At 68.3% G+C, this 20,542-nt stretch carries 13 protein-coding genes; 4 read left to right on the plus strand and 9 right to left on the minus strand.

Going from position 1 to position 20,542, the window contains the following annotated elements; all coding sequences use genetic code 11:
* Positions 1-301 precede the first annotated feature (301 nt).
* From ABS52_15480 to ABS52_15505, 6 genes are all read right to left on the minus strand, one after another.
* Positions 302-3,106 carry a hypothetical protein gene (locus tag ABS52_15480; protein ID ODT02049.1) on the minus strand — a complete coding sequence of 935 codons (2,805 nt, stop codon included), beginning with the start codon at positions 3,104-3,106 and terminating at the stop codon, positions 302-304.
* 892 nt (positions 3,107-3,998) lie between these two features.
* Complete coding sequence (locus tag ABS52_15485; protein ID ODT02050.1) at positions 3,999-4,493, minus strand: hypothetical protein; 495 nt, start codon at positions 4,491-4,493, stop codon at positions 3,999-4,001.
* Positions 4,493-5,341, minus strand: a complete 849-nt coding sequence (locus ABS52_15490) for a hypothetical protein (protein ID ODT02051.1) — start codon at positions 5,339-5,341, stop codon at positions 4,493-4,495. Before ABS52_15490 ends, ABS52_15485 begins: the two co-directional genes overlap by 1 nt.
* A complete protein-coding gene (locus tag ABS52_15495; GenBank protein ODT02061.1) occupies positions 5,335-5,601 on the minus strand; it encodes a transposase in 267 nt (88 codons plus the stop codon). The genes ABS52_15490 and ABS52_15495 overlap by 7 nt, the downstream gene beginning before the upstream one ends.
* Positions 5,602-7,584: 1,983 nt before the next feature.
* Positions 7,585-10,089, minus strand: coding sequence for a ribonucleoside-diphosphate reductase, adenosylcobalamin-dependent (locus tag ABS52_15500; GenBank protein ODT02052.1), 2,505 nt, complete (start codon positions 10,087-10,089; stop codon positions 7,585-7,587).
* A gap of 495 nt (positions 10,090-10,584) precedes the next feature.
* Positions 10,585-12,492 carry a hypothetical protein gene (locus tag ABS52_15505; GenBank protein ID ODT02053.1) on the minus strand — a complete coding sequence of 636 codons (1,908 nt, stop codon included), beginning with the start codon at positions 12,490-12,492 and terminating at the stop codon, positions 10,585-10,587.
* 269 nt (positions 12,493-12,761) lie between these two features.
* On the opposite strand from ABS52_15505, the gene ABS52_15510 reads away from it, so the two are divergent.
* Positions 12,762-13,901 (plus strand): hypothetical protein, encoded by a 1,140-nt coding sequence (locus tag ABS52_15510; protein ODT02054.1) that lies wholly within the window; start codon positions 12,762-12,764, stop codon positions 13,899-13,901.
* A gap of 6 nt (positions 13,902-13,907) precedes the next feature.
* Here the strand turns inward: ABS52_15510 and ABS52_15515 are convergent, their stop codons facing one another.
* Entirely contained in the window at positions 13,908-14,744 is an 837-nt protein-coding gene (locus ABS52_15515; protein ODT02055.1) for a hypothetical protein, read from the minus strand.
* Positions 14,745-14,884: 140 nt separating this feature from the next.
* On the opposite strand from ABS52_15515, the gene ABS52_15520 reads away from it, so the two are divergent.
* The gene (locus ABS52_15520) at positions 14,885-15,820 is read left to right on the plus strand and encodes a hypothetical protein (GenBank protein ODT02056.1); all 936 of its coding nucleotides are present in this window, start codon (positions 14,885-14,887) and stop codon (positions 15,818-15,820) included.
* Between the two features lie 7 nt (positions 15,821-15,827).
* Here ABS52_15520 and ABS52_15525 read toward each other — a convergent pair whose 3' ends face one another.
* Positions 15,828-16,955, minus strand: a complete 1,128-nt coding sequence (locus ABS52_15525; GenBank protein ID ODT02057.1) for an anhydro-N-acetylmuramic acid kinase — start codon at positions 16,953-16,955, stop codon at positions 15,828-15,830.
* Positions 16,956-17,020: 65 nt separating this feature from the next.
* On the minus strand, positions 17,021-17,944 hold the full coding sequence (locus ABS52_15530; GenBank protein ODT02058.1) for an N-acetylmuramic acid 6-phosphate etherase: 924 nt from the start codon (positions 17,942-17,944) through the stop codon (positions 17,021-17,023).
* Positions 17,945-18,109: 165 nt separating this feature from the next.
* Between ABS52_15530 and ABS52_15535 the strand changes: the two genes are divergently transcribed.
* Positions 18,110-18,742: a hypothetical protein gene (locus tag ABS52_15535; GenBank protein ODT02059.1), complete on the plus strand. Its 633-nt coding sequence runs from the start codon at positions 18,110-18,112 to the stop codon at positions 18,740-18,742.
* A gap of 109 nt (positions 18,743-18,851) precedes the next feature.
* A partial coding sequence (locus tag ABS52_15540) for a gamma-glutamyltransferase (protein ID ODT02060.1) occupies positions 18,852-20,542 on the plus strand: 1,691 nt, incomplete at its 3' end.

A 20,542-nucleotide genomic window follows, 5' to 3' on the forward strand; every position in this document is an offset into this window, starting at 1 on the left:
TCTCACCCGGAACGACAACCGCTATTCGGCGCTCTGATCCGCGGCGCAGGGTGGGCGGTACGTCAAGCGGGCTCACGCCGTGGGCTGCCTCGAAGAGTTCTGCGGCGCGCTGAATGTAGCCACGGTCAGTGGCACCCTCTACCACCACCATAAAGTCAGGTAGGCCAGAAAGGTTGGGTACCGCGAACTCGTCGCGGAGTGTCGCGAGGACCCGTGCTTCAATACTAGGCTGCTGAGGTCGGGCCCCAGGTTCCGGCGCTGCACGGGAGATGCGACTCCGATTGATCTCCATTCAGAGCCGCTATTCAACCGTTGGAGGAACGGCCTGCGGGCCAAAGTTGGTAAACCGAATAAAGCAATCCCGCTCGGATCCGTGCCGCAGGTTGGGACCAAAGTCGTGCACCCGCATGGGGATCTGCACGGTGCCCCATCCATGAGGGACCCCAAAGTAGTTCCGCCCTCCATCCGCCAGGTTGCGGACAAAGATGGAGGTCAAGAGGCGCTCGCTGAACGATTTGGCCGGATCCCCGAGAAAGCGCATTTCATCGGGCACATGGAGGGCGCCGCCGCGCTCGCCAAGCTGGTCCCTAAGGTGACGGAACACCGACTCGCCCCTTCTTCGTTGAGCAGTCTCACCGATTTGAAACAGCAGAATGCCGAGCTCCATCATGATCTGAAGCGGCAGCGAGAAATCGGGATCGCCCTCCAGAGCGACAAGGAGCTCCAGTCTTTCAGCAAAGTCCAGCGGTCTCCTCCGCGAAATGACTCTATAGAGTGCGAAAATCGACCGAGACGTGGCTTGGTCGACTGGCACGGCCCTCAACAACCTCTCAGCCTCAGAGAGCGCTTCCTCGGATGGTGCGGCCTCGGATGCATGGATGCGCACCGCAAGCTTCGCAAGGGCCACGAGCGCAGGTTCGGATCCATTTTGGGCCAGACGAACCAAGAGCGATCGGCCGTCACCTTTCTCCAGGGCGTCGTACGCGTTGGCGAGCTCGAACAGAATGGGCTCTTCTCGGCGCCCTCCTTGATCGGTTTGAAGCTCCCACTCAAGCAGGCTGATCGCATCCACCACCAATCGGATACGCTCCTCTCCGTCAACGAACGGCATCTGCTGATTCAACTTGAACCGCGCGAAGTTCTCCAAGACATAGGAGTTGTCGGAGTCCATCCGTTGCGCCGCACGGTAGGCGGCATCCGCAGCCGCACGGAATCTCTCGGCTTCTGTAGGGTGGCCGGTGCGGTGCTCATGCTTGGCCCGAGCGTCGTACGTCAGCGCGAGCGACACTCTCAGATTGAGGGACGATTCGCGTCTACCATCATCGCTTGGCCGGATATTGTCGATTGCATCAAGCAAATGGTTCTCGGCTAGCTCAAGCTGCTCGCGCACGGCATCTGAGTGCCAAGAGGCATCGGGCGGGTCCAACGCTAGATGTCGCCGGGCTTTCGCAACGTGATGGTTGAAGATCTGGCTGTCATCCCAAACCGCATCCGGAACCCGCTCGAGCATCCGTACGATACGATCGCGCTCCTGATAGTTCCGAGGCGCTTCGAACGGATCCACTCGCAGAGCCGAGGTGACGAGTTCCTCGACTAGCCTAACGCCGACTGGTCCGCCTATGACATCACGTGTGATGATGCGCTCCAGCACGTGCAGTTCGAGGTCGAACGCGTTCAGACAGGCTGGCATCCCGACGGCAGTGAGCGCCGAATCGTCACGTGACGCGAGCCGAAGCAGCTCCTCGGCCGTCAGTGAGTGCGCGAAAGCAAACCCCGATGACGACGCACGGTGCAGGACGATGAGGCCAAGGAGATTGCTGTCCTCGCTAGCCAATGTGCGTAGCTGGCGAAGGGCACCGGACGCGAGCAACTCCTGCGGCATCTCAAGCCGGTGCTTTGACAACGCGGCGGTTTCGAGAACGGCTGCATAGAGATCAGGGCGCCCAGCCGTCGAGACGTCAAGGTGCCGGCGCAACCAAGTGTGGAGATGCTCTTCGGATCCGGGGACGCGGAGGAGCCAGAACCGAAGCGCCACCCAAAAGAGGCTGCGGGTGCCTTCCGACGTTACACGAAGCGTGTCGGCAATCACCCATTCCCACTCGCTCCGCGTGCGTCTCAGTTCAGGAGGCAGAATCCTGTCGAAGTGCTCGCCGAGGGCGACGGCCTCGTCGATGTCCACCGAATTTCGCAGCGGCGGACGCAGAAACTGGTTGGAGCCCAGCGCATCACGCCGAGCGTCATCCGTGCGGTCGTTGTACGGACGGACCGCAAGGACGATCGCGGAGCGTTGCAGGCGCTTGAGGCCGCTCGCGACGCCGGTCACAAACTCCCACTGCAGTTGGGTGTGCTGGGCGTCGAAGACGATCGTCCATGGTGTCTCACCCGACGACACACCTTCGGCTACGAAGCGATCTCCCGCGCGCGTGAGGAATGTGGCGAGCTGGTGAAAATCAAAGTCGAGTGCGTCGGCCCGAGCGACGAGGACCGGGTGGCCGGCGTTCGCCAAATCAAACGCGAGCTGGCGTACGGCTGTCGTGGCACCTGACCCGTCCTCTGCCTGAAGCCAGATTGTTTCTGTGGCGGCCGGGCCCTCTCGCGAGAAGCGAGCGAGATACTTAAGTACAACGCGCCGGTGCTCAGCATGTCGGGGATACGGTATTCCGGATGCGTAGGGACGCCAGTCCCCAGCCGGGTGCGCCAGGAATGCGCGGAGGGCATCGAGAGTCGGTGAACCGCCATCAAGCAGGTGGCGGATGGAGACAAGTTCGAACCGCGAGGTGATGGGATGGCTACGGTCAACGCATGTTGCGAGATTGATGGACTTGTCCATGTCTCCTGCGCGAACGCGAATGAGCAGGCCGTCGGCCTCCTCGCCCAGCGGTTCGACCGAGTCAAGACACTCCAGGAATTCTGCGACCGACGCCGGCCAGTGAATCGCCGTGTCGACGCTAGGTAGCGTAATCGGGTCGGGCAACCGCGGTCCGACGAAGACCAGCCGCCGAATGGCGTCCGAGAGTTCACACGCCTGCAGGAGTCCGGCGAGGTCGCTCTGACGCGTGAGGCCGAGGACGAAGACAACCGCACCCGCGGGCACCCTCTGCAACATCTGGAGACGGTGCAGGGTGCTGACTGCGGACGGGCGCGATGAGGACGGTGATGTCGCCGAAGTCTCTGGGAGGACGTAGATCGGAACGCGGTTCTGGGGCGGATCAGCGGCTGGATTTTCGCGGTACACCCGAAATGGCAAGTCGCCAACGAGGGGATGTTTGTCGCGAACCGCATCAACGGGGAGACCTTCAGCGTCGAGGAAGACGGCAGCCCACGGATGGAGTAGCGTTCCGGCTAGGGCGCCTACAAGAGCTTCTGGTTCCTCCGCCGATGCGACCTGGGAGGAGAATCCGGGAGCGATCCACAGAACGGCGCGCCGCGTCTGAACCGCTATCGGCCATGCTGCGTCGGGCGTTCCGACGGAATCCACGTGAATGCGTTGTTCGCTCATGTTGCGATGACCCGGCATTGCGCTCAAAGACCCGGTGACGAAGGGCCCCTCGAGATCGAATGGGACGCTTCGTGGGCGGGGAGAGAGGGCGTGAGTGATGTGGACTGGGTGAGTTCGTCGGAGAGGGGCGGCACGACCGCTCGTTCATGTGAATCTACCGGCAAGGGCGATGGCGCGGCAGACTGTGGTCATGTCGGCGCGCCGAGCAGCCGCTGAACCGCCCCGGGTTCGTCGGAGACGGGCTTGTCCGATCTTCTGTGAATGAGCCGCTACGCCTGAACGGCCTTCACCACACGTCCGGCGGACGGTCGCCGAACAGGAGCTTCAATTGCGGCAGCGCGGCGCGCCAGTGCTGCGCGGGTTTGGCATGCCAGGTCTTCTGGATGTTCCGCAGCGCGAGGTACAAGAGCTTCGCGGCCGCCTCGTCGTTTGGGAAGTGCCCCCGAGCCTTGAGCTGCTTGCGGAGCTGGCTGTTAAAGCTCTGGATGGCGTTCGTCGTCTAGAGCACCCGGCGCACCGCGAGCGGATACGCGAGGGCGGGGGTGATGCGCTCCCAGTGCCGCTCCCAGAGCGCCAGAATCTGGGGATAGCGCTGTGCCATCGGTGTGGTCGCCAAGTGGCAGAGCGCCACCCGGGCGCTGGTCTCGCTGGGGCCCTGATAGATCGCCCGCAGCAGCGGCACGAGCGCTATCCGGTCCTGGTAGCTCACGAACTGCAGACTCTGGCGCACGAGGTGCACAAGGCACTGGTGGATCACCGTGTGCGGAAGCACGGCGTGCAGCGCCTGGGGGAGCCCGGCCAGACCGTCGATGAGCGCGATGAGGATGTCGGCCACCCCGCGGCTCTGCAGTTCGCTGAAGACGCGGTGCCAGAACGCGTCGCCTTCGGTCTGCACGATCCAGAAGCCGAGGACCTCCCGTGTCCCGTCCGGCTGGACGCCTAACGCGAGGTAGACCGTCTTGTTCTGGTGACCTGCTCCCCAAAGCGGGACCACTACGAAGTGCAGGCCGGGGACTGGGGTGAACGGGTGAAGGTGCGCGAGTATTCGTTCGGGGTCAATTGCTGCAGGGAGCAATGCGGACGCACGGTGTTGTAGTCGTCCTGCCACGCGGAGATGATGTCTCGGGCATCGTGCAGATTCGTGAACCAGTGTTGGTCCAGGCATTCGGCGCGGATCTTGTCGTGCAAACTCTCGACGTAGGCGTTGTCGACGGGCTTCCCGGGGCGGATGAAGGCGAGTTGCACCTGGCGTGCATACGCCCACGCATCGAGCGCGCGGGCGACGAACTCGCGGCCGTTATCGACCGTGATCGCGCGGGGCGTGCCGCGCAGGCTGGTGACGTCGTCGAGGACGCGCACCACTCGAGCGGCGGGCAGCGACGTGTCGGCTTCCAAGGCGAGGCATTCTCGCGTGAACGTGTCGATGAGGCTGAGTACGCGAAAGCGGCGACCGGTCGTGCACTGATCGCTGATGAAGTCCATCGCCCAGACCTGATTCGGCTGGATGGCGACGGGACGGGGCACCCGAGCGAGCGAGACCTGTTTCCGCTTCCGCCGTCTGACCTGCAACCCCGTACTGCGATAGACACGGCGCACGCGCTTGTGATTCACCTGCCAGCCGTCGCGGGCCAGCAAAACGTGCAGCCGGCGATAGCCCCAGCGCGGTCGCTCGGCGGCCTTCTCGCGCAACGCGTCCGCCAAGGCGCCATCACTGGGCCGGGTGCTCTGGTGATACCAGCGCGAGCGCACCCGGTGCACGAGCTCGCACGCGCGACGGGTGCTCACGGGATACGTGGCCTTGAGATGGGTGACGGCCGTCCGTCGCTGTGCCGGCGTCACCACTTTCGTCCCACCACGTCTTTCAGCATCGAGTTGTCGAGGCTGAGCTCGGCCACGAGGCGCTTGAGGCGCGTGTTCTCGTCCTCGAGGGCCTTGAGCCGTTTCACCTGGGGCAGGCCGATCCCGCTGTACTTTGCCTTCCAGCGGTAGAACGTGGTCTCCGTGATACCGTGCTTGCGCACCACCAGGCGGGCGTTGTCACTGCCCGCCGCCTCCTTCAGGATCGCGACGATCTGCTCTTCCGTGAAGCGCTTCCGCTTCATGTGGGCCTCCTCCGGCACCGGGCCTGGCTCGTGCCCCTAACCTACCACTCGGTCCCGTTCTCGGGGCGCAGGTCACCACTACTGCGATCCGCACCCGCGTTCACCTGCAGCAAGCGTCGTTAGGCTGAGGCGCGCCAGAACTAGCGCACCCAACCACGTGTGAGAAGAAGATCTCTACCCCTGCGCGTTGGCGTGAGCATCGTGCCGTGCATGTAGTTCTGATGCAACGTCACCAGCTTCTCCCTCTCGAGCCGTTCGATTGCGCGGTCCAGCCGGAGAGCCGCAACGCCCGACTCGCGCGCTAGTGTGCTGACACTAACTCTGCCGCCGTCGTAACGCGCGAGAGCCTGCATTGCCCAGGACTCAACCTCGTCCAGTTCGGGCAAGGAATCCGTCGCTGTCTCAGCGTCGGCGAGTGCCCGGCGAATCCATACGACAAGACCCGCGACACCAACCGCTGCCGCGATTGCGAGAATACACGCCCAGACGGGGACCGCAAGCTCAATGCGATACGCTAGAAGGTTCCACAGCGCTCTGACTGCCAGTGCCCCGAAATCCCAACCTTGCGGAACAACCCCGCTCACCTTGCCGAGTCCTGCGAGGATTAGTCCGCCGAGGACGGTCGCGACGGTACCGTCACGGACTGGATGTTCGCTTTTCATCTCCGAGGGTGCAAGGAGACCGTGACTTCAGTCTAACGTCTGGGTTCACGTGCAGCCGAAGGTAATAGTGCGAGCGGAGCGAGCACACCATAGCCCGGCTATCTGGTGCAATCTCATGTTAGGCGGGCTCTTGGCCTATGCGTGCCTTGACGTGCTCCGCGCTGACACTGATGGAGCCGGTCGCTGGCTCTCTAGTAACCACGCGAAGCACGCCGTCCGCAACCCCCGCCTCCGCAATCGTTGTCGCCACTTCCCCGTGGACTACCGTGCGTGAGACGACTGGTGCCAGCTCGGCAATGGTGTCGATGCCGATTACGAGACGAGTGAGAGTACCGACCTCACCGTTCGGCCCTCGCACGATGCAAGGAAAGGGCGGTTCGTAGATCGCATGAAAACTGCCCGACCCCGCAGGAGCATGATCAAGCAGTGTGCTTCGGACTTCGGGGCTGTCGGATACCTGGCTGAGAATTGCGCCAACGCGGGCCTCGGCGTCGCCGTCCTTCTGCATCAAGACGGTCTCCTTTGTCGCTGGCCACCTGACCAAGGTGCCATCGTCTAGTCTCACATCGACCACAGGATCGAAGCTCGGTCGTAGGAGTTTGACTGAACCCCCGATAAGCTGGCGTGCCAGCGAGGCCCATGGAGCACGATCGATCCCCCCCGGGACGATCGTCTCGATCCCGAGTGCCCGCGCCTTCGTGATCGCGCTGTTGGAGAATCCGGTCGACGACCAGAGCACCAGCTTTGATGTCGGAAGGTCGTCATGCTTCTGAGCCATGGCTTCAACCCACGTCACATCTGCGGCACGACCGCGATCGCGAACCTCGATACTGATGACAATGGGATAGCCACCCACGAGTGCCTCGGCGACAACGTCTACCTCCCGCTGCTCGCCCGTGCGCGCGTCCGTGAGGGATCGCGATTCTTCAACGGTCCATCCGGGGCCGAGGTCTTTGTGAACGGCAGCAACGAGCCGTTGAAACATGTTCGAGCGAGCTGGCATTTTAGCTCCGCCTAACGCCAGTTAGGCCTTCCCAGATAATCCAACCAAGAGCTGCACTCCAGCACTATCCGCCACCCCAATGCGCGCATAACACCACTCCAGCTCGATCCACACTCCACCCACATCTCCCTGCAAGCGAACAACTTGGCCCTCCAACCGCATTCGCCCGCACCCGCGCTATCCTCGCATCTTCACTCGGATAATCACAATAGCCCCTGCAGACAGACAACACGGGGCCCCCAGCTCTCCCCGGGGGCCCCGCTCAACATCTCACCTTATCCCCCCCCGCCCCACCCCCCTCACCCCATCAGATAGCTATCACCCACATTCACTAAACCCACACACATGACACTTCACACACCCCTCAGCAAACTCCAGCTGTGACCCACAATCCGGACAAGTCCCAATAAAGCTCTGCGCCATCTGCTCATTGAGCGAAGCAAACGCCAACTGCTCCCCCGAATCCCCAGGCGCCACATGCGCCACCGTCACCTGCCCGACCACCGGCGCCGAGCCAACCGGCGTCTGCCGAATCAGCTCCTGCTGAACCCCCTGCTGCGCCTGGAACCAGTCGTGCAACGCGATCCCGATCGCATCCGGCACCGAGAGAATCTTGTTCGGCCCGAGCCCGACCGCCCGATCCGACGAGATCCCGCGCAGCTGCCGGTGCACCTCCATCAGCGGCACCCCGGAACGCAGCGCCAGCGAGATCAACCGCCCCATCGCCTCGGCGTCGGCCATGGCGCTCCCGCCGGCCTTGCCTAACGTGATGAAGACCTCGAACGGCTGCCCCTTCTCGTCCTCGGTGATGTGCACGTACATCGTCCCCAGCGGCGTCTCCTTGCGGATGGACGTCGACTTGAGACGGTCGGGGCGCGAGCGCTTCATCCGGCGCTGCAGGTTCTCGCTCTCCACCTCGAACAGGTTCTTCTTCAACCGCTCGATCTCGGCGTTGAGCTCGGCGATGGTCCCCTGCAGCTCGCCGATCTGGCGCTTCTCCGCCGGCGTCTCCTTCCCCTCGCGCGCGGCCTTGGCGGTGTCGGTGGCCCCGGTGCTCAACACCTGGTTGTCACGCGACCCGTCACGGTACACGGTCACCCCCTTGCACTTCATGTCGTACGCCAGCTCGTAGATGGCGCGGACGTCGTCCTTGCTGGCGGTGTACGCGAAGTTGGTGGTCTTGGAGATGGCCGAGTCGGTGTGCAGCTGGAACGCCGCCTGCATGCGCACGTGCATCTCGGGGGCGATCTCGTTGGCGGTCACGAACACCTGCTGCCAACGCTCGGGGACCTCGGGCTGCTTGACGCTCCCGGACTTGGCGATGCGCTCCATGAGCTGGTCGCTGTACCACCCCTCCTTCCTCGCCACGGCGACGAAGTCCTCGTTGACGTCGGGCATCATCACGCCGGCCTGGTTGCGCATGAAGGCCACGGCAAAGAGCGGCTCCAGCCCCGACGAGCAGCCGGCGATGATGGAGATGGTCCCGGTGGGGGCGACGGTGGTGACGTTGCAGTTGCGCAGCAGCTGCATGGGACGGATGCGCTGGCCGCTGGCGTCACGCGCGCAGGTGGCGTCGGGCCCCCAGATGGAGCGCGCCCACTCGGGGAAGGCGCCGCGCTCGTTGGCCAGGCGCTCGCTCTCCTTCTTGGCCTCGACGTCGACGAACTCCATCACCTTGCGCCCGAACTCCACCCCCTCGGGGGTGTCGTACGGGATCCCCAAACGCACGAGAGCGTCCGCAAAGCCCATGATGCCGAGCCCGATGCGGCGGATGCGCTTGGAGAGCGCGTCGATCTCCGGCAGCGGGTACTTGTTGACGTCGATGATGTTGTCGAGGAAGTGCGTCGACAGATGGACGTCGCGCCGGAAGGCGTCCCAGTCCATCGCCCCGTCCTTGACGTAGTAGCCGACGTTGATGGACCCCAGGTTGCAGACGTCGTACGCCAGGAGCGGCTGCTCGCCGCACGGGTTGGTGGCCTCGTAGGCGCCAAGGTGCGGGACCGGGTTGTAGCGGTTGGCCTCGTCGATGAAGAAGACGCCGGGCTCGCCGGTGCGCCACGCCCCCTCGATCATCCTGTCCCACACCATGCGGGCGTCGAGCTGCCCGACCACGTTCCCCGTCCCCGGGTCGACGAGGTCGTACGACTCGCCGGCCTTGAGGGCCTCCATGAACCGGGTGGTCACGGCGACCGAGATGTTGAAGTTGGTCACCTGCGTGAGGTCTTCCTTGCAGGCGATGAACTCCATGATGTCGGGGTGGTCGACGCGCAGGATCCCCATGTTGGCCCCGCGGCGCGTCCCCCCCTGCTTCACGGCGTCGGTCGACGCGTCGTACAGCTTCATGAACGACACGGGCCCCGACGCGACGCCGGTGGTGGAGCGGACCATCGACCCCTTGGCGCGCAGGCGCGAGAAGGAGAAGCCGGTCCCGCCGCCGCTCTGGTGGATGAGCGCCATGGAGCGGAGGGTGTCGTAGATCCCGCTGCGCCCGTTGGACAGGGCATCGTCGACGGGGAGCACGAAGCACGCCGAGAGCTGGCCTAACGGGCGCCCGGCGTTCATGAGCGTGGGCGAGTTGGGCTCGAAGCGCGACTCGGTCATGAGGCGATAGAACGCCTCGGCCACCTCCTGCACCGCTCCATCCGTCGCGCCATAGCGACGATCCGCCTCGGCGACGACCGTGGCCACGCGCCAGAAGAGCTGCTCGGCGGTCTCGGTCGGCTTGCCGGATGCGTCCTTCACGAGGTAGCGCTTCTCCAGAACCGTGAGTGCGTTCTTCGAGAGCTGGACGGCGCCGGCAGGCGGCTTGGAGGAGAGGGGCATGTCGGAAGTACCTCCGGTGTATATCGATCAGGTGTTGCAGACGGACTGGCTCGGCACATCGCCGCGCGGCGACCGCAAACCCAGGTCAGTCAAGCGCGGGCGGGCAGTTTACTTGGCCTCGTGAGAGCGCGCCAGTGCCCACGGAAGTGCCGTGGTGGCAATAATTTAGCTTATCAACATCACGAATCCGACCCCCGGGCAGATTTCCACGATTGGCGCCACCAACGGCGCCCACGTCGCCCCCGAAGATTCTTTCGACCTGAAGGCACCCGATCGGTCAGTCACCCCAAGCCATTGCCCTACCAAGGCTTACGGACTAGACGCCAGCGACGCACGGTTTGGGCAAGGGGCGATTTTCGGCGCCCCACTGGTTACTAACCCTTGACGCGACCGAAGGGTTCGCACAGTGGCTTGCCTGGAATCGCGAAACCGCGGGCCTAACGAGACTACAGAGGACGAGAAGACGAGAAGACGGGAAGACGAGAAGACGGGAGCCTACCGCGCCAATCGCCGGAAATACGCCTCGAGCCCATCCGCCACCCCCAGTGCATATGCCTCCTGGAACTCCGGCGTCCGCAGCAGCGCCTCCTGCTCGGGGATCATCACGAAGGCCCCCTCGCACAGCACCGACGGCATCCACGTGGGACGGACGACGGCCAGGTTGTCGTAGTTGATCCCCAGGTCGCGCAGCCCCATGCGCCGCACCATCCCGCGTTGCACCTCGCGGGCAAGGGGGACGCTGCGCGCGTTGAAGTAGTACGTCCCGGTCCCGTGCGCCGTGAACGGGTTCACCCCGTCGGGGAGGGCGTTGAGGTGAATGCTCACGAAGGCGTGCGCCCCGGCGCGCCGCGCCATCTCGGGACGGTCGATGAGCCCCACGGCCCCGGGGGCGGTGCGCGTCATGTACACGGTCGCCCCGCGCCCCTTCAAAACGGCCTCGAGGCGCTGCGCGATGGCCAGCGTGGCCACCGCCTCGTAGAGCCCCGTGGGGCCGGTGGACCCCGCGGGAGGGTGGCCGGCATCCACCGCGATCGTCACCCCCTGCAGCGGACGCGTAGGGTTCACCGCCGGGGCCCGGCGCAGGCGCAGCACCAGGGCGCCACGCTCCCAGCGCACCAGGTAGCCGAACACGGGGGCGTTCAGCTCGATCACGTACCGGGCCCGCTCGCTCCCCGCCTGCTCCCACGTGACCCGCCGCACGATGGAGTCGCCGGTGGCGTAGTTCAGGATGTCGGTGTTGGCCACGGTCCCGTACAGCTCCAGCACCAGCTGGCGCTCCCCCTCGTGCACGATGTACGGGGGGCGCTCGCCCATCGGGATCACGAGGTCGCTCGCCTCTCCCCCGCGCGAGACCACGCGGGCGTTCCCCGCCACCCGCACGGGGGCCGGCGTCCCGGCGGGGAGCTCGCGCAGGTCGCCCCCCGCCAGCCACACCTCCAGGTCGCGATCGAGCCGCGCCCGCACCATGTCGCCCGAGCGCCCGGTCACCTCCACCACCGTCCCCGGGAGGAGGAACCACTTGTACGTCCCCCCGTTGGCCACCGGGCGGGCGATGACGACGCGGTCGGAATCGGGGGCAAAGGGGCCCTGCGGGGCGGGGCGATCGCCCACCACGGCGTAGCGCGCCCCCGCGGAGTCGGCCAGGGCGACGCGCCCGGTCGCCAGCGCCACGCTGTCGGCGCCGCGCGCCACCACCACCCTCCCTTGCAGCTGCAACGCGCGGGCCTCCACCTCGGTGGCCCACAGCGTGGAGTCCCCGGACAGTCCCGCCTCCCCGAGGTTCACCAGCGCCCGGCGGCTCCCGTCGGCTGCAACAAAGTGCACGGCCGCGTTCCGCGGCGCCCGCACCGCCACCCGCACCAGGTCACTCCCCCGCCGCGCCTCGCGCCCCCCGGGGCGGAGCGACGCCGAGTCGACCACGAGCGGGGCGCTGTCGGACAGGACCCGGCGCGGCGCCGGGAGCACGAGCCGCCGCAGCAGGCGCACCGTATCCGCCCCCTGCGTCGCCACCAGCTCCCACTGCGCGCGCTCCCGCGGCGGGAGGAGGAGCCACGCCAGCCACGAACCGTTGGGGTGCACGGGGACGTCGACGCCATTGATGGTAAGCCGGGCCTCCCCGCTCCCGGTGGAGCCGAACAGGAAGGTCGAGTCGCGGGCGAAGATCGTGGCGCGATCGGAGGGATACACGACGCGCAGATCGAGCTTCCCCACCACGCGCGGCATCGGCGGGAAGGCAGGGGGGCGGGCGACACGCGACGAGTCGCCCCCCTCTGGCACGGGGGCGGTGGCGGGGCGATGCGCGGGGGCGCAGGCGGCCAGCGCGGCCAGCGCGGCCAGCGCGACCAGCGCGACCAGCGCGGCGCACGCCGGCGCGGGCGTGACGAGGGAGAACGGGGGGCGCATGAGGGCGAAGCTAACCCCCCCACGGGGAGCGGGCGAATCCACGGATGTGGTTGCCCCGTATGTCTCCCGGTGCCATCTTCGCGCCACCGCGCCATCGCGACCTCTCTCCCACGTATCGAGCGGATCCCGCTTCCTTGTGCCATCTTGCCCTGACCGCGTTCCCGGCCCGCAGCCGCTGACCGCCATCCGCGCCCACCGCGCCCCCGGCGCCGACCCTCCGTCCTGCATCCCCACGCGCGCGTGAGGACGCAGGGAGTGCCGACGAGCCGATGAAGACGCCCGTGGAGCCCATGGCGCCGCGCACGCCCACCCCGCCGGGGGGAGACGAGGCCCCGGTCATGGTCGAGGTGTACGCCCTCACCGACGTGGGGCGGACGCGCGAGCATAACGAGGACGCCTTCGTCGTCGCCGACCTCGCCACCGGGAAGGCGATGGAGTTCGGCCACGTGCTGCGCCAGGGGGCGGGGACGGTCGGGACGCTCTTCATGGTGGCCGACGGGATGGGGGGCGCCGCCGCCGGCGAGCTGGCGAGCGAGACGGCGGTGGACGTGGTGCTGCGCTACCTGCGCGACGAGTGGGCCCCGCGACGCAGCCTCGACGCCGGCGCCTTTGCCGAATCGCTGGAGTCGGCGACGTCGATGGCGAACAGCGCCATCTACCGGCACGCCGCCGAGCACCCCGAGCTGCGGGGGATGGGAACGACGGCGACGATCGCCGGGCTCCTGGGCGACACGCTGTACCTGGCGCAGGTGGGCGACTCCCGCGCGTATCTCGTCCGCGATGGCGTGGCCCGGCAGATCACGAAGGACCAGTCGCTGATGCAGAAGCTGATCGAGGCCGGGGAGATCAGCGAGGAGGCGGCGGAGCAGAGCGAGCGGCGCAACATCATCCTGCAGGCGCTGGGCCCCGAGGCGATGATCCGGATCGACCTCACGCACCAGCGGGTGCGCCGGGGCGACGTCCTGGTCCTCTGCTCCGACGGGCTCTCGTCGGTGGTGCGCGCCGAGGAGATTGCCCGCGCCGTGGGCGAGGAGCGCGACCTGCAGATGGCCTGCCGGCGCCTGGTGGCGCTGGCCAACGGGCTGGGGGGGCCGGACAACATCACGGTGGTGGCGGCGCGCTTCGAGGGAGCGGGGCTGGCCGCGCCTAACGCGGACGATCACGTGGGGCACCGCACCTTCGCCATCCCGGGGCGCCAGGTGGTCCAGGGGGAGACGCTGGACGACCTCCTGGACGCCCGGACGGCGCAGATGGAAGCGGTGTACGAGAAGACGCCGCTCGAGCTTCCGGCGGCCGTGCGCGCGGCGCGGCGCGAGAAGTCGCTGGTGGTGCGCGGGGTGCTCGCGGCCTCGGCGGTGGTGCTCGGCGGCTACCTCGTCTGGCGGTTGTTGCAGCTGCTGGGGCGGTAGCCGCCGCTACCCTTCCGCCCAGCGCGCCCAGTGGTCGCGCCGCGCGAGCGAGGCATCGAGCTGCGCCCGCGGTACCGTCCGCCCGGCCGCGACTTCCAGGCCGTGCAGCACCGCCGCCGGATCGTTGGGGTGGAACAGGAGGTCGCACCCCGCCGCCACGGCACGCGCCGCCATGTGCCCCTCGCCACGCGGCTCCCACCCGCTCCCTTCCACCAGCGGCGCCGTCACGATCAATCCCTCGAAGCCATACGCCTGCCGCAGCACCCCGTGGACGATGGCGTGCGACGCGGTGGAGGGGGCGCCGCTCGCGTCCAGCGCGGGGTAGGCGACGTGCGCAGTCATGATGGAGGCGACGCCGGCGTCGATGGCGTCGAGGTAGGGGGCCAGCTCGCGCTCGAGTTCGTCTCGCGTCGCCGTCACGGTGCTCGGCGCGCCACGCGGTGCGGGAGCGGCCCCCCCCTCGCCCGGGAATCGCCCGATGCAGGCCAGCACCCCCTCGCGCTGCACCGCGTCCACCGCGTCGACAGGCGCCATGACCCAGTTGGCGCCGACGCCCCGCGCCTCGCGCGCCCCCTGGCGTGCGGCGGCGCTGACGGCCAGCGCGTCGCGCGCCCCTGGAGCCGTTGCCCCCGCGTGGGGGGCGGCCATGATGAGCAGCGGGTGGCGCGCCGCGGCACGGAGCCGCGCCGTGAGCGCGGCCACCGCGTCAGCGTCGCCCCCCAGCAGCACGAAGCCGCCGACCCCGAGCGCCAGCGCACGCTCCACCTCGCCTTCGGCGGGGGCGAAGCCGAGCGCCGCATCCCATTCCAGGGCGGCGATGATGAGTCGTGCCAGGTCGCTCATGAGCTTGTCCTATCCTAACCCAGGGACGCCCCGGTGCCAGCACCGGCCACGCAACGGGACATCCCCAGCCAACGGTGCGGCAAGCCCCCGACAGGCGGGGCGAGCGCGGCGTGCGAACTTCCCCGCCCATGAGGGATCACATGGGGCGGATCTTCACCGTGATCCTCTTCGTCGCCGGGCTCGCCGCCGCGACGTGGGGGGCGGTGGCGTTCGGGACGCGCAGCTGGCGGCGGGCCACGCGGGCGGAGCTTCAGCAGCTACAAGGGCGCGGGATGCGCGCCGCGCGCAACGCCTTGGGCGACACGGCCGGGGCCCGCGTCGCCTACGCGCGCGTGGCGGCCGGGGCCTTCGACACCCTCCCCCCGCCCGTGGCCCGCTTCTTCGCCCGCGTCCTCGCCCCGGGGCAGCGCCTGGTGCGGCTCGCCCGCGTGACACACGCCGGCGAGTTCGCCCTTCGGCCTAACGAGTGGAAGCCCTTCACCTCGCGCCAGCTCTTCTCCGTCCACCCCCGCGGCTTCGTCTGGGACGCCCGCATCCGCTTCCTCCCGCTGGTCCCGATGCTCGTGCGCGACAGCTACATCGCCGGCAAGGGGAGCATGCTCGGCGCGCTGGGCGGGGTGGTGCCGCTCGCCCACGTGGAGGGGACCGAGGCGGTCGCCTCCGGGGCGCTGCTGCGCTACCTGGCCGAGTCGGCGTGGTTTCCCACCGCGCTCCTCCCGGGCGAGGGGGTGAACTGGAGCGCCATCGACGACTCCACCGCGCGCGCCACGCTCACCGACGCCGGCACCACCGTCTGGATGGACGTTCGCTTCCACGCCAACGGGGGGATCGCCCGCGTGAGCGCCATTCGCGAGCGCGCTGTGGACGGGACGTCGGTCCCGACGCCCTGGGAGGGAGCCTTCTCCAGCGAGCTCCTCACCGTGGACGGGATGAAGATCCCGGCCTCGGGCGAGGTGTCGTGGCTCCTGCGCGAGGGACGCCATACCTACTGGCGCGCCCGGATCACCGACGCGACGTACGAATACCAGGCGTGCGAGTCGCCGGCGCCGGTCGGTGCCACCAGCGGTTGCAGCTGAAACGGCATCACGCCGGCGTCAGCTTCCCCAGCACCCTCCCGCCTGCCGCCCCCGTCGCCGCCGGGACGTTCCCCGGCACCCCTTCCAGGTGCAAGAAGCCCAGCAGGGCGAAGGCGACCGCCTCCTTGGCCTCGCCGTCGAAGAACAGCGCGTCGAACGGGACCACCTGCCGCCCGGGGAGGAGCCGGGCGACCGACTCCACCAGCGCCGGGTTCTTCGCCCCGCCGCCCGAGACGACGACGTCCTGGATGGGTTCGGGGAGGAATCGCCGGTAGGCATCGGCGATGGAGTGCGCCGTGAGCTCCACCGCCGTGGCGATGATGTCGCTCGCCGTCGCCTCCGCGCGCACCGCCCGGCACTGGCGGATGAACGAGGCGATGTAGTCGGGCGAGAACAGCTCGCGCCCCGTGCTCTTGGGAGGGGGCGCGGCGAAGTAGGGGTCGCGCAGCGCCGCCTCGACGACCTCCTGGACGGGGAGCCCCTGGCGGGCCAGGGCGCCGTCCACGTCGTAGCGCAGCGAGGGGACGAGGGCGCGCGTGACGCCGTCGATCACCACCACGCCGGGGCCGGTGTCGAAGGCGCGGACCCCGGTCACTCCCCCGTTAGGCGGGACGACGGTGACGTTCCCGATCCCCCCGATGTTCTGCAGCGCGCGCCAGTGGGCGCCGCCGAAGAGCAGCGCATCGGCGATGGGGACGAGCGGCGCCCCCTGCCCTCCCGCCGCCATGTCGCGCACGCGGAAGTCGGAGACGACGGGGCGCCCCAGGCGCTCGGCGATCACCGACGCCTCCCCCACCTGCCACGTGGAGTGCCCGGGGACGTGCCAGAGCGTCTGCCCGTGCGAGGCGATGGCCGCCACCTCGCGCCGCGCGACCCCCGACTCGGCGATCACCTGCACGGCGGCACGCGCCAGCAGCTCGCCGAGGTCGAAGTTGAGCCGGCAGTACTCCTCCGGCGTCCCCTCGCGCAGGGCGCGCGCCAGCCGCGCGCGCTGGGCCTCGTCGTAGGCCACGACGTCGTAGCCCAGCAGCTCGTAGCCGATGCGCCCGCCCTCGCCCGCGCGCGTGAAGCGCACCACGGCGGCCGAGATCCCGTCGAGCGACGTCCCGGACATCAGTCCCACCACGATCGTCATCGCTGTCCTGCGTTAGGGTCATGGAGAGGCGCCATCCTCCGCCCCCCCGTGCCGGCGCCTGACGCTCAGGGCACCGGGGGCGGCTCCCCTCCCACCACGCGCCGGATCACGCCATCCCCCTGCTCCAGCGCCCGCTCCGCCTCGTCGCGCCCCACGCCGAGCAAGTGCATCACGATGGCCAGCTTCACCAGCCCGCCGGCACGCTCCAGCAGCGCGCGCGCCTCGTCGCGCGACACGTCGCACACCTCCATGATGATGCGCTGGCTGCGGTCGACGAGCTTCAGGTTGGTCGCCCTGAGGTCGACCATGAGGTTCCCGAAGGTCTTCCCGATGCGGATCATCGCCCCCGTGGTGAGCATGTTCAGCACCAGCTTGGTCGCCGTCCCGGCCTTGAGGCGCGTGGAGCCGGTGACGACCTCCGGCCCCGTGACCGGGATGATCGCCAGGTCGAGCGTGGCGGCGAAGCCGTCGTCGATGTGGGTGCAGGCGACGAGCCCGGCGACCGCGCCCAGCTCCTTCGCCCTCGCCAGGGCGCCTCGCACGAACGGCGTCGTCCCCGAGGCGGCGATCCCGATGACGACGTCGCCCGCGCGCACGCCATGTTCGTCCACGGCGCGCGCCCCGTTCTCCGGGAGGTCCTCGGCCCCTTCCTGCGCGCGGAAGACCGCGTCGATGCCGCCGGCGATGATCCCCTGCACCAGCTCGGGGTCGCTCCCGAAGGTGGGGGGACACTCGCTGGCGTCGAGGATCCCGAGCCGCCCCGACGTGCCGGCGCCGGCGTAGAAGAGCCTCCCCCCGTGGCGGAAGGCTTGCTCGATGAACGAGATCCCCCTTGCGATCTCCTCACGCTGCGTCGCCACGGCCTCGGGGACGCCGCGATCCTCGGCATTAATGATGTCGACGATCTCGAGCGGCGAGGCGAGGTCGATGTTGGCCGAGCGCGGGTTGCGGTGTTCGGTGATGCGGGGATCGAGCGCTCGTCGTGGCACGCGAGTCGTGACTGAGGGTAACGAGGGGAGTTCGCTGTCTCTCCCCTGGGACACGTCATAACTTACCCTCGCGCCGAGAGGGGTCACAACGGAGCGATCATGCAGTCGAGCATGCGGGCGACGATAGGGCACGTCCCGAAGCGGAGAGTGTTGGGTGCAACCCTGGTGCTGCTCGGCGCCGCGTTGGCGCTGGCGGCGCCGGCGCAGGCCCAGAGGCGCGGCCCGATGGGGGGCTACGGCGACGGGCCCAAGTGGTGGGGTTCGTTCTGGGGCGGCTACCAGTGGTCCAACCAGGTGGGAGATCCGGGGACCAACTCCACCTGGAACTACGACTCCAACTGGATGGTCCGCCTCACCGCCGAGCGCGAGGTGGCGCCGCGGACGGCGATCGGCGTGGCGTGGAACTACTCGCGGATGCCGCTGGCGGTGGTCGGCAACGCGTCGAGCGCGGTGTGCCGGCAAGGGTGCGCCGCCGAGGGGACGATCGCGAGCTATGGCCTCACGCTGCGCTCCGGCGGCGGGGCGGGGTTCCACTTCGTGTACGAAGGGTTCCTCGGGGCGATGCAGTACAGCAACTTTTCGGTCGACGGTGCCGGCGCCGCCGCGTTCGCCGACGTAAAGGACACCGACTTCGCCTGGGCGTTCGGGACCGGCTTCGGCTACACGCTGTCGCGCGACTTCGAGCTGGTGGGGATCTTCGAGTACGGGAACAGCGTGCACGAACGGTCGAGTGACCTGTTCCAGCGTCGGACCACGCAGCACTACACCACGCGCCTGGGCTTGCGTGTCGGCTTGTAGCCGGGCGGGGGGTAGTGCCGGCCTTGGCACGCGTCCCCCAGGCAGCCCGCGGCAAGGCAATCCACAGTCAGGCAATCCACAGTCAGGCAACCCACGGTCACGACTCTCGATGAGCTCATCGCGCGCCCTCGTCCTCGCCCTCCTCGCGGCCGCCGCATGCCGCGCTCCTGCTCCGGCCAGCGGCGGGCTCCGCACCACCGAGCCGGCGGTCCCGCCGCGCCGCGCCGTCACCTTTCCCGAGGGGTGGCGCTTCAAGGCGGGGGAGAAGGCGGCGTTCGGCGAGCACTTCATGATCGCCTCCAACCAGATCCTGGCCTCCGAGGCGGGGAACGAGATCATCCGGGCCGGCGGCAACGCGGTCGACGCGGCGGTGGCGGTCGGCTTCGCCCTGGCGGTGACGTACCCGGTGGCGGGGAACATCGGGGGCGGCGGCTTCATGGTGATCCGGATGGCCGATGGGCGCACGGCCAGCATCGACTACCGCGAGGTAGCGCCGCTGGCCGCCAGCCGCAACATGTACCTCGATGCCAGCGGGAACCCGACCGACGAAAGCATCGTCGGCTACCGCGCCTCCGGCGTCCCGGGGGCGGTGGCGGGGATGACCGAGGCGCTGGCGAAGTACGGGTCGTTGCCGCTGGCCCGGGTGATGGCCCCCGCCATCCGCCTGGCGCGCGACGGCTTCGTGGTGGACTCGCAGCTGTACCTGAGCCTCAAGTCGAGCAAGGGGTACATCGGGCGCTTCGACGGGAAGGACGTCTTCTTCAAGGACGGCGACGCGCTCGCGCCGGGGACGCGGTTCCGGCAGCCCGCCCTCGCCCGGACGTTGCAGCTGATCGCCGACCAGGGGGCCAGGGCCTTCTACCAGGGGGAGGTGGGCGACTCGCTGGTGGCGGCGATGCGCCGCGGCGGCGGGATCTTCGTGAAGGAGGACCTGGAGCGCTACCGTGCCTTGTGGCGCACCCCCATCCGCAGCACCTACCGGGGGTACACGATGTACTCCATGCCGCCGGCCTCGTCCGGGGGGATCGTGGTGGCCGAGGCGCTCAACATCCTCGAGGCCCTGGGCGACACCGTCCCGGCGTGGGGGACCGCGGCGTACGCGCACTGGCTCGCCTCGGCGTACCAGCGCGCCTTCATCGACCGCAACAGCAAGCTGGGCGACCCGGCCTTCGTGAAGGTCCCGCTGGAGGAGCTCACCAGCAAGGACTACGCGCGCAAGCTGGCGCGGACCATCGACCCCAACCGCAAGACGCCCACCCCGCCTAACGGCGACCAGATCGCCGACGGGATGCACACCACCCACTATTCGGTGGTGGACGACAAGGGGAACGCGGTGGCGACGACGACGACGATCAACAACGGGTACGGATCGGCGGTGTACCTCAAGAACGTCGGCTTCTTCATGAACGACGAGATGGACGACTTCGCCGCGGCGCCGGGGAAGCCCAACATGTTCGGGCTGGTGCAGGGAGAGGCCAACGCCATCGCCCCGGGGAAGCGGATGCTGAGCGCCATGTCGCCGACGATCGTGCTCGACCCCAGGGGGGAGCTCTTCCTCGTGGTCGGCGCCGCCGGGGGGCCGCGCATCATCACCGCGACGTCGCAGGTGATCCTGAACGTGATCGACCACCGGATGTCGCTCGCCGACGCCATGCGGGCCCCCCGCCTGCATCACCAGGCGCTCCCCGACACGCTGATGGTCGAGACGAACGGGCTGTCGCGCGACGCCGAGGCGGGGCTCCGCCGGATCGGGCACGGGATCCGCTACACTGGCGGGCTGGCGAACGTGAACGCGGTGAT

This window comes from Gemmatimonadetes bacterium SCN 70-22 (assembly GCA_001724275.1).
Classification (GTDB): Bacteria; Gemmatimonadota; Gemmatimonadetes; order Gemmatimonadales; family Gemmatimonadaceae; genus SCN-70-22.

Excerpts from the sequence above, each read along its gene's own strand:
- ABS52_15480 (ODT02049.1), bottom strand. The coding sequence starts at position 3,106 with ATGTTGCAGAGGGTGCCCGCGGGTGCGGTTGTCTTCGTCCTCGGCCTC.
- ABS52_15495 (ODT02061.1), bottom strand. The coding sequence starts at position 5,601 with ATGAAGCGGAAGCGCTTCACGGAAGAGCAGATCGTCGCGATCCTGAAG.
- ABS52_15500 (ODT02052.1), bottom strand. The coding sequence starts at position 10,089 with ATGCCCCTCTCCTCCAAGCCGCCTGCCGGCGCCGTCCAGCTCTCGAAG.
- ABS52_15505 (ODT02053.1), bottom strand. The coding sequence starts at position 12,492 with ATGCGCCCCCCGTTCTCCCTCGTCACGCCCGCGCCGGCGTGCGCCGCG.
- ABS52_15510 (ODT02054.1), top strand. The coding sequence starts at position 12,762 with ATGAAGACGCCCGTGGAGCCCATGGCGCCGCGCACGCCCACCCCGCCG.
- ABS52_15515 (ODT02055.1), bottom strand. The coding sequence starts at position 14,744 with ATGAGCGACCTGGCACGACTCATCATCGCCGCCCTGGAATGGGATGCG.
- ABS52_15520 (ODT02056.1), top strand. The coding sequence starts at position 14,885 with ATGGGGCGGATCTTCACCGTGATCCTCTTCGTCGCCGGGCTCGCCGCC.
- ABS52_15525 (ODT02057.1), bottom strand. The coding sequence starts at position 16,955 with ATGACGATCGTGGTGGGACTGATGTCCGGGACGTCGCTCGACGGGATC.